Raw genomic sequence first — 13,903 nt, 5'->3', positions numbered from 1 at the left:
GCCGCGGACGTCCGACTAGAATGGTTCGGCTCATGGCACTACCCCATCGGCCGCGGCCGAAGACTCGCGCCCTCGGGCTCGCAGTGGCGACCGTGGCCTGCTCGGAGAGCCCGCGCGTCCGACACTGCCGGTTGGAATAAGCAGCGCCCCATCGCGCGGGCTCGGAGAACGGGTGGCGGCTTGAACATGCGACAAAGCCATACTTTTTGATCTACTCCAATCCCAACTCCGACCACCGCCGCAGCACTTTCTGCGTCAGCTCTTTGCTCACGTCGTTCACTTCGGGAAACTCCACGCCTTTGAACTTCGAAGTCGCGTCGATCGCGATGCGCGACGTGAAGCCGTGCTTCACCAGCGGCTGGTGGCCGCCGTGCTGGCGCGGCGGCGTGATCCATACGTCGCGGTGCGGCTCGCTCCTGGAATAAATCCGCCACCATATATTGTTCCAGTCGTCGAGGTCGGCGTCGGCGTCGACGACGATCAGCCAGTTCGGGCCCATGGCGTTGACGCCCCAGACCGTCTCGACGATCTGCATCACCTGCCCGGGCTCCGTGATGTCGGCAGCGACGACGCAGATCTCGCGCCCGCAGCCCGGGTCCGGGAAGCGCACGTCGACGACGCCCGGCGTGCCGAGACTTTTCAACTTGCCCCACAGGACCGCCGAGCGCGTAATGCGCTTGCCGCCGTCTTCCATATAGTTGCAGATGAGGCCCTGGTGGATCGGATTCTTCCGGTGCGTGACGCATTTGATTTTGAAAACGAGGCCGTGCTTTTCGTCGCCGTAGAAGCCGTGCGATTCGCCGTGCGGCCCTTCGGTCACGCGCGTCTTCGGCAACACCTCGCCTTCGAGGATGATCTCCGACTGCGCGGGCACGAGCAGTTCCAGCGTCTCGCACTTCGTCACCTCGACGCCCTTTCCCCTCAGCCCGCCGACGAAGGCCAGCTCGGCGTGGCGCGCCAGCCCGGAGCTGATCGGGTTCATCGACGCGATCGAGAGCAGCGGCTCCATGCCGATCGCCACCGCCATCGGCATCGGCTCGTTGTGCGCTTCGTACTGGCGGTAGTGCGCCAACCCGTCGCGGTGCATGGACATGTAGAGTGTATTCTTGTCCTGGATCACCAGGCGATACATGCCCATATTCTGATCGCCCGTCGCGCGGTCTTTGGTGATGCAGCCGTGAAAGGTGCCGAGGTAAGGCCCCACGTCCTTTTCGTGCCAGACCGGCGTGGGAAATTTGTAAAGATCGACGGCGTCGCCTTTTTGGATCTCTTCCTTGCACGGGCCACCCTTGACCTCGACCGGCTGGGTCGGATTCTTGAAGCCTGAGAGAAATTTTTCGAACATCGATTTCATGCGAAGCTTTTCGTCCAAATTCGAGACGCCCGTCTCCTTCGACTCGCTTCGCTCGCTCAGGACGACCCCTCGACACTCCGGCGAAGTCCCGAGCGAGGGCGCCCCGGCCCGAGTCGAGGGGTCGCCTTCGATGCCGAAGGCGACCGCCATTTTCTTATCCGTCGAGAGCACGTTCGTCACGAGCGGCGTGCGGTGGCCTTTGATGTTTTCAAAGAGCAGCGCCGGACCTTTTCTAAGCAGCGAATGATAGGCGATCGCACCCAGCTCGTGCACCGGATCGACCTCGGCCTTGATGCGCTTCAGCTCGTCCAAATTTTCCAGTGAACTCAAAAATTCACGTAGTGAATCGAAGGCCATGTCCTGCTCCTTTCACAATACGGCCGAACCCTGCCGCTTCCAGCCTCTGTGCCGTTTGAAGGCGCCCTCAAGGCAGAAAACTATCGCCGTCGCCCGGAAAGGCTTGCCCTGAGGGCGGCGACGCGCTCGAATTATCATTTATACAATTGCTCGACATACCCCGACTTCGCCAGCTCCCGCACCACCCGATCGTCCATGAACGCCGCCGGATCGGCGCCCTTCGCCTTGGGATTCGTTAACGCAATCTCTTCGATGACCAGCTTGAGATCCTCCGGATGCAGCTCCGGCATCCTGGGAAACAAGCCGACGTGAAGATCGTACGCCGCCTTGAGAATCTCCGGATCGTCGATGCGCGCGTAGCGCCGCATGATCTCCATCCCTTCCTTCGGCCGGGTCTTGAGAAAATGGATCGACTCGGCCAGCACTTTGAAGAAGCGCGTCACGAGCGAGTGCTGTTCCGCGAGAAAGCTTTTCTTCGCGACGAAACCGTTCAACTGATAGCGAAGTCCGCTGCGCGTCAAGTCCGCCAGCTCGCGCAGCCCGTTCTTCTTCGCGATGAAGACGGCCGGATAACCCAACACGGCGGCATCGAGGTTCTTCGACAGCAGCGCGCGGAGGATGTCCTCCTGCGAGCCGACCTGAATCAAGGTCACGTCTTTGTTGGGATCGAGACCGCGCTGGCGCAGATAATATCGACCGGCGAAATCGTTGGAGCCGCCGAAGCGCGTCACGCCCAGCCGCTTGCCCTTCAACTGGGAAACGTCTCCGATCGCCGGCTGGGCGCAAATCGAAAAGAGAAACGTATTGATGAGCCCGCCGAAAAGCGTGATGTCCTTGTATCCCTGCAACTGCATCGCAATCGCCGGATTGGCTCCGCCGACCACCATGTCGAGCTCGCCGGACAAAAGCGCTGTCATCGCGATCGGCGAGGAGCGGATCGACACGAGCTCGATTGGAAGATTTTCTTTTTTTAGAAAACCTGCCTCCTTGGCAACCCAAAGCGGAACGAAGTTGACCGCCGCCGATGGGTACGCGACGCGGGTCGTCTCCGCCGCGGAGACGGAGGCGCTCCAGGACAAAACCATCAGCGCGCAGGCGAGCCAAACCACTAAGCGAAAACGCCGGATGTCCGCCCTTCGAAAAAGCTCAGGGCGAACGGTCGAGGAGCTGCGATTCAACCGGCACAACCCCGTTCGTGGTGAGCTTTGTCGAACCATGAACGCGGATTTTCCACTTCGAGGCATCGTGATCTCTTACTTGTATAGCTGTTCCGCGAACCCCGACTTGACCACTTCTTTGGCTGCGCGGTCGTCGATGAAACTCGCCGGATTCGCGCCTGCGGCTTTGGGATTGGTCAAGGCAACTTCTTCCAACACCAATTTCAGGTCTTCGGGAAAAATCTCCGGAACTCTGGGGAAGAGCTTGATGTGGATGTCGTAGGCCGGCTTGAGAACCTCCGGAGCGTCTACCCGCGTGTAACGTTTCAAAATTTCCATGCCTTCCTTGGGGCGGGTTTTCAGATAATGAATCGACTCGACGAGCGTTTTCATGAAACGCACCATCAACTCGTGCTTTTCGGAAAGAAAGCTCCGCTTCGCCAGGAAAGCGGCCAGCGCGTATCGCGCCCCGCTGTCGGAAAGATCGGCCAGCTCGCGCAGGCCCAGTTTCTTGGCCTGGAGATTCTGCGGGACTCCGATCACCCCCGATTCGATCGCGCCGGTCGCCACCGCGACCGCGATGTCCGGCATTGCGCCGATCTGGACGAACGAGACATCCTTGCCGGGGTCCAGGCCGTTGCGCTTGAGATAATAACGCGCGGCGAAATCAAGCGTGCCGCCGAAGCGGGTCACGCCCATTTTCTTGCCGCGGAGCTGCGATACGTTGGTGATCGAAGGCTGCGTCATGACGGAAAACAGGAAAGTCTGAATGACGTTGCCGAACAGCGCCATGTCCGTGTATCCCTGCAACTGGGCCGTGATCCCGCTCGAACCGCCTCCGGCCAAGACATCGATATCTCCGGACACCATCGCCGCCACCCCCCGCGTCGACGAGCCGACGGCGATGAGCTCCACGGGCAAGCCGTGCTTTTTGAAGATGCCGGCGTCTTGCGCCGTCCACAGCGGCAGAAAGGCGCCGGCGGGCGCAGGGTATGCCACGCGCAGCGGACGCTCGGCGGCGCTCGCAGCGGAGGCACCGAGCGTGATGAAGATACTGAAAACGAGAGTTCTAACTTGGAACTTCTTCAACATCGCGACACCTTCATTTCATTTCGCCGATAGCTTCGGCGACAAACCGAGGGTCAATGAATTTTTTGAGATCGACGCTTTTTCCTTTGTGCTCCGGGATGCTCTCCCAGGCGTTTTGCAGCCCTTCTAGGTCGGGCGTCGGGTCGGAACGGAGGAACCGGTTGGTCTCGGCGTAAATGCTCTCGATGTCGGCTTCGGAAACTTTGTAGTATTTTCTCAGGTAAGGCTTCGCGATCGCCGGGTTCGACTTGAATTGCCGGATGGCGTCGAGAAATCCCTTGACGACGTTCTTCAAAACCGCGGGACGCTCTTTCACCAAACTGTCGTGCGCGACCATGATCTGGCTCGCGAATTTCGTCTTGATCGTCGAGAGATCGAAGATCACCTGCAAGCCGGCCTGCTTGGCGAACGGCACGAAAGCCGGCGTGACGATCGCGCCGTCGACGCCGCCGCTCGCCAGCGCCGCGGCCCTGGCCGCGGAGTTGCCGATCTGCAAAACCTGGACATCCTTATCCGGATCCATGCCCCACTGGCGCACGACGAAACGGGTCTGAATATCGGAAAACGCGCCATAGCGGCTCACCGCGATCTTCTTGCCCTTCATGTCCTTGGGGCCGTTGATTCCCGGCCGGGCGACGAAAAGATGCTGGAACTGATCGATGTTGACCATGATGATCTTCATCGGCGCGCCGGCGGCAATCGCCCGTAGAGCGTCCGTCGCCGTCGTCGTCGCCGCGTGGGCGCTGCCCGACGCCATCGTCTGCGACGTGATCACGCCGCTCGTGACGTAGAGCATCGTCATGTTGAGACCGTGCTTTTTAAAGAACCCCGCTTCGTAGGCGAACTTGAGCGCGTCGCTCTGCGAGCCCGAGCCGGTATAGACAAAATTCAGCGGCGTCAATTGCGCGTTGGCAGCGATCGCGAGTGCGAGAATACAAAGAGCGGCCCATAGAGTCTGCCGAAAAATCTTTTTTTGACTCATCTTTTTTCCTCGTCAGGCGTGTTCGTAGATTCTTCGCGGTGGATGCCGAGGGTCTTTAAAAGCGGTTCGTCGGTGTAAGAGATAAGCATGGCCTGCTCGCGGACGGAAAGGTTCACATGCTCGTGCCAGTGCCAGCCGGGAACGACGAAGATGTCGCGCTCTGACCAGTCGAATCGTTTGCCTTCGATAACGGAATAGCCGGCGCCGCGAAAGACATAATAGATCGCTGACGAACTGTGACGATGTTGCTTGGTGTGCGCGCCGGCGCTGAGCTTCTGCGCGAAGCAGCCGATCGTCGGCATCACCGGCCCGCCGGTGTGCGGGTTGAAATACTCGAGGCGGAGATCGTCGTGCGGACTCGCGTCCGCCTCCTTCATCGCGTCGAGCGCCTGGACCATCTTCTTCCACGGGTACTTCGTCAGCGGCGAGTAATTTTTTTGCCAGGTGAAAGCCGCCGGCCGCATGCCGGGCGCGGCGAATCGGCTCATCGACGCCTCGTCGGCCTGCGTGACCGGCTGGGTTCTTTTCCCCGGATAGAGCTCGAAGAAAAAAGTGTCCATCGCCTGGACGAGCGGCACGTCGAGGCCGTCGAGCCAGATCATCGGACCCTTCCCTTCGTTCTTGTGATCGTGATAGCTCCATGCGGGCGTGAGAATGAGATCGCCCGGCTCCATCCAGAGGCGCTCGCCGTCGGTGCAGGTGTAGGAGCTTTCGCCTTCGATGATGATGCGGAGCGCCGCCGGCGTATGATGGTGCGCGAGCGCGGTCTCGCCCGGCAGGATCATTTGTATCGCCGCGACCAGATTCGGCGTCGTCGCGAAGCGGCCGCTGTTTTCCAGGCCCGGGTTCATCAGGCCGAGCACACGCCGCTCGACATTCTCCGTGCTCACGACTTCGGCGGCGTGCATCATCTGCGCGCGCACCTCGGGCCATTTCCACAGGTGCGGCACGGCAAGCTTGTGCGGCCCGTGGGCCTGTTGCAGCCACAGCGGCCGCAAGTGCATCTTCTTCACCTCTTCGTAAAAGGCGGTCGGGTCGACGGTGGCTTTTACAACCGGCGCGGTCTTACTCATAATAATTACCTTCTGTGCGCGAGGTTCGTGCTGACCGGGGCGGCCGGTGCCTGTTCGGAAAGCCCGCGCGTCCGACACTTCCGGTTGGAATAAGCACTGACCCATCGCGCGGGCTTGGAGAGCAGGTGCCGGCCGCCCCGGTCAGAAACATAGTCGTTTCGCCGGAGGCGAGGCTTTCACGGCGCGAGTCTTCGCGCCGCGAGGACTCGCGTGCTTTCACTTCGCGGCTCCTCCAACGACTGCCGACGACGAAGGCTGAGTCGCAAACTCGATCGACTTCTTTTTCAGGTTGGGCAGCACTTCTCTCGACATAAGCTCCAGACTCTTCTTCACCTGACTGAGCCGCAGCCGGCCGAAAACCGGCCGCATCATGATTTTGTCGGTGCCGAGCGTCCTGCACTGATAAAGAATCTGCTCCGTCACGTAGTCGGGATCGCCGACGAGCGCAATTCCCTCTTCCTGCAATTTTTCGTACGGCCAGTTTTTGATTTCCATCACGCCGACGTGCTCGGTTTTCTTGTATTCCGTGGCGCGCTCGGAAAAATATTTATCGGCCACGTTGCGGCTGTATTTCGCCGGCGCGCCGCCGAATTCTTCGGCCGGTCCGACCAGAAGATCTTTCTCCGCCTCCTCGCGCGCCTTGGCGTTGGTCGTGCCGACGTAAACGTCGCGCGACACGATGCAATGCTCCGGTCCGGGCGTCCAGCCGCAGTTATCCTTCGCGTACTTGCGATAGTACTCGAAGCTCTCCCGGATTTGATTCGTCGGCGACCACGAAGCCGCGAGGCAAATGCGGTTTTTCGCCGCCCATTCGATGCTCTCCGCGCTGATCGACGGTATCCAGGTTTCGGGAATCGGCTGCTGCAAGGGCCGCGGCAGAAACGCGACGTAGTCGAGGTTCCAGTACTTGCCGTGGTGTTCGAACGGCTCCTCGGCCTGCCAGCCTCTCTGGATGATGTCCCATCCTTCCTCGAAGCGCTCGCGCGATTCGGCGGAAGGAATCTGGAACGCCCAGAAATCTCCACCGCGCGTCATGCCGATGACGAGCCTGCCGTTGGTCAGGTTGTCGAGCAACGCCAGCTCCTCGCCGAGGCGCACCGGGTGGTGCAGCGGCAAACAATTTCCCATGAGGCCGATCTTCATCTTTTTGGTCAAAACCGCCGTCATGGCGACGAAGATATTCGGCGAAGGCGAAAGGCCGTTGGCCGCGCGGCTGTGATGCTCCGGGAAAAAAATACCGTCGAAGCCGTAGTCCTCGACGCCGCGCAGAAACTCGACCACCTCGTCGTAAATCTCCTTGCCCAGAAGCCGGTCGTAGTCCTTGCCCGCAAGCAGATAGGAACCGGCGATGCGCTTGGGATAGCCCACGCGCATGAAAAGCCAAACCTTCATAGATTCTCCCTCCCCTTGATCGTCACGCTGTCTATATTGGAAATATCTTCCGCGTCGTCACGCGGCGCGGCAGCAAACCGTCCGCTTCAAGAATATCGATGCATTTATCAACCGTTCTACTGTTGAGGTCGTTGAGGCCGCAGGCGTTGGGATCGACATTCAAAAGTTCTTGTTCGCGCTCGTAGAGCTTGCGCTCATCCGGATTCATATAGCGCGGCGCTGCTTTCGCGGCGCGATCGAACGCCTGAACCAGAGCGGCGCCCAGGCCGCGGCCCTGCTCGCCGAGACTTTTTCTGATCGCGAGGCAGTGGTACGTGGGATAAATTTTCGTTTTTTTAAACCACTGAACCTGCGCCGCCGGCGCTCCGATGGGAAAACAGAGATTGGAATGGGCCGCCACCATCTGCTCCAGGTCGCCGTAAGGATCGGGAGTCCGGCGCGCGCCGCTCTCGACCAGCCAGTTGAACCAATGGCCGCCCGCTCCTCCGGGATAGATGACCGCGTCGAGCTCGCCCGCGCCGAGTTTCGAGATCATTTCGGATGCCTTGATCCCGCCGCGCTCGTGCAAATGTTTCCACTCCCGCCCCATCGCGCCGTCGCTCGTGATCGACTCGGCGGCGAGCCAGCGCGCGTCGCCGCGGCCGATGCCGTACTCGTCTTCCAGAAGCCCGCGCAGGTAGACGCTGGTCGCGCCCAACACTCGCCCCATGCCGATCGTCCGTCCCTTTAAATCTTTCGGCGTCACCGCCCCGCGGCGCATGACGAATTTTCTGTGCACCATGCCGCGCGTGACGAAGATGGGAAGCGCGATCCATTCCTTCTCGACGCCGCGCGCGAGGCGGACGATGTAATCCGTGAGGACTTGCTCGGCGCCGGCGTATTTTTCTTCGACTTCGCCGCGGAGCCTTCTCGAAGTCCGCTGATCGAAAGGCGAGCTCTCGAACGAGACCTCGAAACCGTCGACTTTGACGGTCCGGTCGAACAAAGCTTTGGACCAAATGCACTCGGGAACCTGGATGCACAGCCCCGCCATCTACTTCGCCGCTCCTTTGGCCTGGTAAATTTGCAAGACATTGCCTTCGAGATCGCTGACGAACGCGATCCAGCCGTGCGGGACTTCGAGAACATCGTTGACGATACGCACGCCGCGGCGTCTGTAGGTCTCGATCAGTTCGTGAATTCCATCCGCGACTTGAAAGCTCGGAACGAAGCCGACCCGGCCGCGCTGCGCTTCCGAGACCTGGCCGTCGCGGTGCAGAACCAGCGGCGGGCCGGAGGTGGCGAACTCGAAATTCGTTCCCTCCACGCCGCCGAGCGGCTTGAAGCCGAGCACGTCGCGGTAATAAGCAATCGCCCGGTCGAGATCCTCGACATACACCAGCAGGCGCCGGGCGTTGAAGAGAAGCGGCGCCGTTTTTGCCGTCATGATTTACCCGAGAACGGAAAAAGTTCCACTACGGTAAAGCGCCGGCCGAGCAGGCCGTCGGCCTGGAGATAATCCATCAGCTTTTCGATCGTCCGCCGCTGCACCTCGCCCAGCTCATAGCGATAAGGATCGAATCCCAGCAGCGACCGTTCCCGAACTATCAATGCTCGCTCCTTCGGCTCCAGGCGCGACTCGCTCGCCGTCCAGGCGCGCGTGAACGCATCGATGAGTGCCCCGGCCAGTCCGGGATTTTTTTCCAGACAATCGCGCCTGAGCTGCAGCGCGTGGACGACAGGATAGATGCGCGCTTTCTTGAACCAGGCGGCGATCGCGTTGGCGTCGCCCAACGGCTCGTGTAGATTCGGAAAGCGCTTCAAGGTGCCGCCGATCATCCCGTCGCCGCCGAACAGGGAGTAAAAGCCGTGGCCGCCGGGATGAATCAGGGCGGCGAACTCGCCGCGGTCCAGCATTTCGGCGGCGGCGACCACCGCTTCGAAGCCTTCCGGCTTGCCCAATCTTCCCTTGAGCCACTTCCACTCGGCGTCTTCTTCGGCCCCGTGAATCGTGTGCCAGTCGATATTTTCCCGCTGAATGCCGAACTCGTCGGCCAAAAATCCGCGCACATAAACGCCGCCGGGAGTGAGGACTCGCGGCAGCAGCACTTTCCGGCCGCGCAGTTCTTTAACGGATATCCCGTCGCGGCGCGTCAATAGGGTTCTATGGCGGAAACCGCCGAGCATAAAAATCGGCAAAGCGACTTTAGGGACGCCCGTTTCTTGATCTTTCTCCAGTAAATAGTCGGTCAGGGTGCCGTCCGAGCCGTCCCATTTACCTTCGCGCACGCCATGGAGCCGGTCCGGAAGAGTCACCTTGGCGTGAAATTCCACCGGAAATTTCTCGACGCGAACGCTCCCGTCGACGAGCGCGCGCGTCCACAGATTGTCGCCGATGGCGATTCGGATGGGTTTTTCAGCCTGGCTCATAGTCGCGCGTTCCGCTCTTGTCCTTTGAGTCCCGCGTACGGCTCGATGAAATATCGCCGCAGAAGCTCGCGCCCCAGATCCATGATCTTGAGCCTTAACTGCTCGGCTGCCGTGTCGTCACGCTTGGAAAATGCTTCGTAGATTCCTTCGTAGCACCTGGTTATTTCGTCCATGTATCCGGGCACGGACACATGGAACGCCCGATAACGGGCGCTCGGATAGGCCATCACCTCTAATAGGTGCGCCAGCCGGGGCGAGAAACTTCTCTCACCGACGAATCTCTCCAGTTGCGTCCTGGCGTCGAGAAACGCGCTACGGTCGTCTTTGTCCGCAGCCTGCCTCAGCTTTCGAACCATGTCGCGCATACCGGTCAGAGCCTCGCCCTTCATCCTCTGGCAGGCGAGCCGCACCGCCAGGCCGATCAGATGGCCGTGAATAAGATAGAGCTCATCGGCCTCTTCCGGCGTCACGTCCGCGACGACCATGCCGCGGTTGTCGCTTTGCTTGACGAGGCCGTCGCGCTCGAGGATGCGCAGAGCCTCCCGCACCGGCGAACGGCTGACCCCGAGCCGTTTTGAAATCACCGGCTCGCTGATGCGCTGGTTCGGACGCAGCCTGTCCGAGAGGATCTCGCGCGTGAGATGCTCCACGACCTTTTCCACCAGGCTCAATTTTTGACGCGCCGCCGGACCGTTTTTTTTCATTTGCCTTTGTTCGTTAATTGTCTACAATGCTGTCGACAACGTATTATACAGTTTTCAGCTTGTCAATAAATTTTTACCGACCGGGCGGCGCCCGACGATCAAGGTTGAACTAGACTAGAAGGGTCGTTGACAATAGATTTTGCAGGGGAATATATAGTTTCGCGGAGTACCCGATGGAACAAGACGCAATCGACATCATCATCAAGACGCTCAAAACAGAAAAGATCGATCTCGTCGTGACGCTTCCCGAGGAGCCGACCTCGCCGCTCACCGAGGCGATACGGCAAGACCCTTACTTCACGAGCATCACGGTCGTCGGCGAAGGGCACGGGATTTCTCTCTGTGCCGGCGCGTCTCTATCAGGAAGGCGCTGCGTCTTCGTGACGGGGATCGCCGGATTGATGGTGGGCACCTGGTCGCTGGCGCAGATGGGCGTGCTGTACGGCATACCAGTTTTGATTCTGGCGTCTTATCGCGGCGACATCGCCGACCGGAGCGGCATATCGGGCGCGCAGCTCTTCATGTTCCAGCAGCTCGGCGAGCCGCTGCTCAACGCGCTGCGCATTCCCTACCGTATCATCGAGAACAAAAGCGATCTGGAGCGGCGGATCGTCGACGGGCACACGGCCTGCCAGGGATTCGGCACGCCGCTGGTGCTGCTCTTGACGGGAGACGTTCTATGGTCAAACGATTCGACTGCTTGAAACTTCTGGCCTCGTGGACGGACGAGCACATGCTCGCCATCACGAGCCGCGGCGGCAACGCGCGCGAATGGGCGCACTTGCGGCCGGGCGGGGCGAACTTTCACAGCCTCAACCTGGGCACCTGCCTCGGCTTCGCTCTGGGAGTGAGCCTCGCCTTTCCGCGCCGTAAGGTCATCGCCATCGACTCCGACGGCAGCTTGCTGCTCGACACGAGCACTCTGGTCACCGTGGCCGACGTGAATCCGTCCAACTTGCTCGTGCTGGTTTTCGACAATCAGGCGTACGCCAACATGGGAGCGACCGCCACCGCGCGAACCGCCGATCTGGAAAAAATGGCCGAGGGCGCGGGCATCAAAAAAACCGGGACGATCACGACGCTGGAAGACTTTGCAAGCATCGTGAAAAAAGCTTTCGACGCCCGGGAACTGGCCTTCTTCGTCGTCAAAGTCGCGCCGGGACGGGAGCGGGTGAAGGTCGATTCCCGTTTCATCCACGGCCGCCCCATGCTGGAAAATTTCGTCACTGCGGTCCGCGCTCATCCGGATTACCGCGGCGGCTTCACGCCGGCCAAGGATTGACATGCCTCGCGGCGAGAAGATCAAGCTCCTCAGCAGCTCCATCTCCCACATGCCGCTGCATTTCGTGTTTCGCGACTCCGGCGTCGCCGCGAAGCACGGCTTCGAGCTCGACGTCGATATCGCGAAAGTTCCGCAGCTCGGGAAAAAGACCCGGTCGATCCGCGAGCGCGCGGCGCTGCTCCTCTCGGGCGAATACCAGTTTCTCAGCGGCCTCCACCACGAGCCCTATCTCTACCGCGCGCGCGGCGACAAGCGGCTCGTCTTCCTGGCGCAGACGCAAAACGACTGGGACGACCGCCTCATCGTGCGGCCGGACATTCACGAGCCCAGGCAGATCGAAGGAAAAAGAATCCTCACCGGCCCCGCATCGTGCGTCTACGGCAACCTGCGCCATGCCTTGCAACGCGCCGGCGTGGACGTCGCCAAAGTCGAGTTCGTTTTCTCCTCGCGGGAAGGCGAGGGCGCGGATTCGCGCCTCGCGGTCGGCGCCTCCAGCATCGAGCGCGTGCGCCGCGGCGAGGTCGACGCCGCCAACGTCGATATCCCGTTCGACCTCCAGGCGAAAAAGCGCGGCCTCGGCGCCCTCGAACTCCCTTCGCTGCCGGTGATTCACAACACGACGATCTGCGCCAGCACGGACTTCGTCCGCGACAACGAGGAAGCGGTCTTGGCGTTCTTGAAGGCGCTGATCGAGGCGGTCCATTTTTTTAAAAGCGAAAAACAGAAGAGCTGTGCGATTCTCGCGCGGGAATACGCGCCATTGATCGGCCTCGACGGGGAGGATGAAATCGAGTACCTGCACGAGCAGTGGAGCCGGCTGCTCTCGGCCAAGCCATACCCCGACCCGATGGCCGTGTGGAATCTTTACGATCTCGACGTGGCGCACGATCCCAACGCGAACTCCGTGGCGCCGTTGGAAACTTGGGACACGCATTACGTGCGCGCGATCGACGACAGCGGTTTCATCGACGGTCTGTATCGTTCCGACAGGTAAAGGGAGCAAGCTCCTTGGCCCACGTGATCATCGACTGCCACGCGCACGCCATTCCTTCGGAAGCGGCCGACGTTCTCGCGAGCGCGGGCATCAAGGCTATCAAGCAAGGCCTGTGGAATGAAAAAGCGCGGCTGGAAGCGATGGACAGGGGAAAGATCGACAAGCAGCTCCTGACCTACTCCTCCGGCAAACAGTTCTACGCCAATCCGGAACTGACATCCGCCAGCGCGCGCGCCGTCAACGACGGGCTGGCGAACATCTGCCGAAAAAATCCCGACCGGTTTGTAGCCTTCTCGACCGTTCCCTTGAATCGCCCGGACGAAGCGATCGCCGAGCTGGAGCGCGCGGTCAACGGACTCGATCTACGCGGCGTATCCGTGCCGTCGAACGTCGGCGGACGCACTTTGGATGGAATGGAATTCCAGGAAATATTCGCCAAAATAAACGACCTGAAACTGCCGGTTTTCATCCATCCCGTCGACCGCGACGACTTTCCCGAAGCTTGGCGGCACTACCGTCTGGATCACTACATCGGCTGGCCGGTGGACAGCGCGGTCTCCGTCTGCAAGATGATTTGCAGCGGCATGCTCGACCGCTTCAAAGATTTGAAACTGATGGTCTCCCACATGGGCGGACCGATTCACACGCTGATGGCGCGAATCGACCGCGCCAACCGCGACGGCGCGGCGCTGAAGCGCCCGGCCGAATATCTCAAGTCGTTTTATTACGACACCGCCGGCCCCTCACACTCCGGCGCCATCGTCGGCGCGGTCCATACCGTGGGCGCCGAGCGCATTTTATTCGGCACCGATCTTCCCTGGGGACAAGAAGGAGATTATCTCGAACGCGCGCTGGCGGGAGTGGAAGAGGCGGCGCTGTCTCAAACACAGAAAGAGTTGATCTACAGCGGCAACGCGAAAAGACTTCTGAGATTGTAAAACTTCGTGTGCTTCGTAATACTATGCTTAATAGTTTTCGCGGTTTGCGCAAATTTACCTGTCGCCCAGAGCTGTTAAAGGGCGGGGATTTGCTCGCGCCAAGACGCCAAGAACGCAAAGAAATCGAGGAATCCCCCTTCATCCCCCTTTGACAAAGGGGGAAAGAGGGGGA

General features: G+C 60.4%; 14 protein-coding genes. 4 read left to right on the top strand and 10 right to left on the bottom strand.

Translation table 11 applies throughout. From position 1 onward, the window contains the following. Positions 1–211: 211 nt before the first annotated feature. The 10 genes from VGL70_15935 to VGL70_15890 form a co-directional block, all read right to left on the bottom strand. Positions 212–1,711: a UbiD family decarboxylase gene (locus VGL70_15935; GenBank protein HEY3305015.1), complete on the bottom strand. Its 1,500-nt coding sequence runs from the start codon at positions 1,709–1,711 to the stop codon at positions 212–214. A gap of 134 nt (positions 1,712–1,845) precedes the next feature. Next, positions 1,846–2,820: an ABC transporter substrate-binding protein gene (locus VGL70_15930; GenBank protein HEY3305014.1), complete on the bottom strand. Its 975-nt coding sequence runs from the start codon at positions 2,818–2,820 to the stop codon at positions 1,846–1,848. 144 nt (positions 2,821–2,964) lie between these two features. Then, positions 2,965–3,960: an ABC transporter substrate-binding protein gene (locus VGL70_15925; GenBank protein ID HEY3305013.1), complete on the bottom strand. Its 996-nt coding sequence runs from the start codon at positions 3,958–3,960 to the stop codon at positions 2,965–2,967. Positions 3,961–3,970: 10 nt separating this feature from the next. Beyond that, positions 3,971–4,939, bottom strand: coding sequence for an ABC transporter substrate-binding protein (locus tag VGL70_15920; GenBank protein ID HEY3305012.1), 969 nt, complete (start codon positions 4,937–4,939; stop codon positions 3,971–3,973). Further along, on the bottom strand, positions 4,936–6,012 hold the full coding sequence (locus tag VGL70_15915) for a cupin domain-containing protein (protein ID HEY3305011.1): 1,077 nt from the start codon (positions 6,010–6,012) through the stop codon (positions 4,936–4,938). Before VGL70_15915 ends, VGL70_15920 begins: the two co-directional genes overlap by 4 nt. Positions 6,013–6,228: 216 nt before the next feature. Further along, positions 6,229–7,404, bottom strand: a complete 1,176-nt coding sequence (locus VGL70_15910; GenBank protein HEY3305010.1) for an LLM class flavin-dependent oxidoreductase — start codon at positions 7,402–7,404, stop codon at positions 6,229–6,231. 31 nt (positions 7,405–7,435) lie between these two features. Further along, the gene (locus tag VGL70_15905; GenBank protein HEY3305009.1) at positions 7,436–8,437 is read right to left on the bottom strand and encodes a hypothetical protein; all 1,002 of its coding nucleotides are present in this window, start codon (positions 8,435–8,437) and stop codon (positions 7,436–7,438) included. After that, positions 8,438–8,830, bottom strand: coding sequence for a VOC family protein (locus tag VGL70_15900; protein ID HEY3305008.1), 393 nt, complete (start codon positions 8,828–8,830; stop codon positions 8,438–8,440). Then, positions 8,827–9,813, bottom strand: coding sequence for a hypothetical protein (locus VGL70_15895; protein ID HEY3305007.1), 987 nt, complete (start codon positions 9,811–9,813; stop codon positions 8,827–8,829). The genes VGL70_15900 and VGL70_15895 overlap by 4 nt, the downstream gene beginning before the upstream one ends. Beyond that, positions 9,810–10,517 carry a GntR family transcriptional regulator gene (locus VGL70_15890; GenBank protein HEY3305006.1) on the bottom strand — a complete coding sequence of 236 codons (708 nt, stop codon included), beginning with the start codon at positions 10,515–10,517 and terminating at the stop codon, positions 9,810–9,812. Before VGL70_15890 ends, VGL70_15895 begins: the two co-directional genes overlap by 4 nt. A 173-nt stretch (positions 10,518–10,690) precedes the next feature. Between VGL70_15890 and VGL70_15885 the strand changes: the two genes are divergently transcribed. The 4 genes from VGL70_15885 to VGL70_15870 are packed head-to-tail and all read left to right on the top strand — an operon-like array spanning position 10,691 to position 13,731. Further along, complete coding sequence (locus VGL70_15885; protein HEY3305005.1) at positions 10,691–11,221, top strand: hypothetical protein; 531 nt, start codon at positions 10,691–10,693, stop codon at positions 11,219–11,221. Beyond that, positions 11,197–11,799, top strand: coding sequence for a thiamine pyrophosphate-dependent enzyme (locus VGL70_15880; protein HEY3305004.1), 603 nt, complete (start codon positions 11,197–11,199; stop codon positions 11,797–11,799). The genes VGL70_15885 and VGL70_15880 overlap by 25 nt, the downstream gene beginning before the upstream one ends. A gap of 1 nt (position 11,800) precedes the next feature. Next, complete coding sequence (locus VGL70_15875; GenBank protein ID HEY3305003.1) at positions 11,801–12,793, top strand: ABC transporter substrate-binding protein; 993 nt, start codon at positions 11,801–11,803, stop codon at positions 12,791–12,793. A 23-nt stretch (positions 12,794–12,816) separates the two neighbouring features. Further along, positions 12,817–13,731, top strand: a complete 915-nt coding sequence (locus VGL70_15870) for an amidohydrolase family protein (GenBank protein ID HEY3305002.1) — start codon at positions 12,817–12,819, stop codon at positions 13,729–13,731. Positions 13,732–13,903: the final 172 nt, after the last annotated feature.

It is taken from the genome of Candidatus Binatia bacterium, assembly GCA_036504975.1.
GTDB lineage: Bacteria > Desulfobacterota > Binatia > UBA9968 > UBA9968 > JAJPJQ01.
The sequence above is the reverse complement of the archived record's forward strand: the minus strand, read 5'-3'. Positions and strand labels throughout refer to the sequence as shown.

Coding starts and splice junctions, on each gene's coding strand:
- VGL70_15935 (HEY3305015.1), bottom strand. CDS start 1,711: ATGGCCTTCGATTCACTACGTGAATTTTTGAGTTCACTGGAAAATTTG.
- VGL70_15925 (HEY3305013.1), bottom strand. CDS start 3,960: ATGTTGAAGAAGTTCCAAGTTAGAACTCTCGTTTTCAGTATCTTCATC.
- VGL70_15920 (HEY3305012.1), bottom strand. CDS start 4,939: ATGAGTCAAAAAAAGATTTTTCGGCAGACTCTATGGGCCGCTCTTTGT.
- VGL70_15915 (HEY3305011.1), bottom strand. CDS start 6,012: ATGAGTAAGACCGCGCCGGTTGTAAAAGCCACCGTCGACCCGACCGCC.
- VGL70_15910 (HEY3305010.1), bottom strand. CDS start 7,404: ATGAAGGTTTGGCTTTTCATGCGCGTGGGCTATCCCAAGCGCATCGCC.
- VGL70_15905 (HEY3305009.1), bottom strand. CDS start 8,437: ATGGCGGGGCTGTGCATCCAGGTTCCCGAGTGCATTTGGTCCAAAGCT.
- VGL70_15900 (HEY3305008.1), bottom strand. CDS start 8,830: ATGACGGCAAAAACGGCGCCGCTTCTCTTCAACGCCCGGCGCCTGCTG.
- VGL70_15895 (HEY3305007.1), bottom strand. CDS start 9,813: ATGAGCCAGGCTGAAAAACCCATCCGAATCGCCATCGGCGACAATCTG.
- VGL70_15890 (HEY3305006.1), bottom strand. CDS start 10,517: ATGAAAAAAAACGGTCCGGCGGCGCGTCAAAAATTGAGCCTGGTGGAA.
- VGL70_15885 (HEY3305005.1), top strand. CDS start 10,691: ATGGAACAAGACGCAATCGACATCATCATCAAGACGCTCAAAACAGAA.
- VGL70_15880 (HEY3305004.1), top strand. CDS start 11,197: ATGGTCAAACGATTCGACTGCTTGAAACTTCTGGCCTCGTGGACGGAC.
- VGL70_15875 (HEY3305003.1), top strand. CDS start 11,801: ATGCCTCGCGGCGAGAAGATCAAGCTCCTCAGCAGCTCCATCTCCCAC.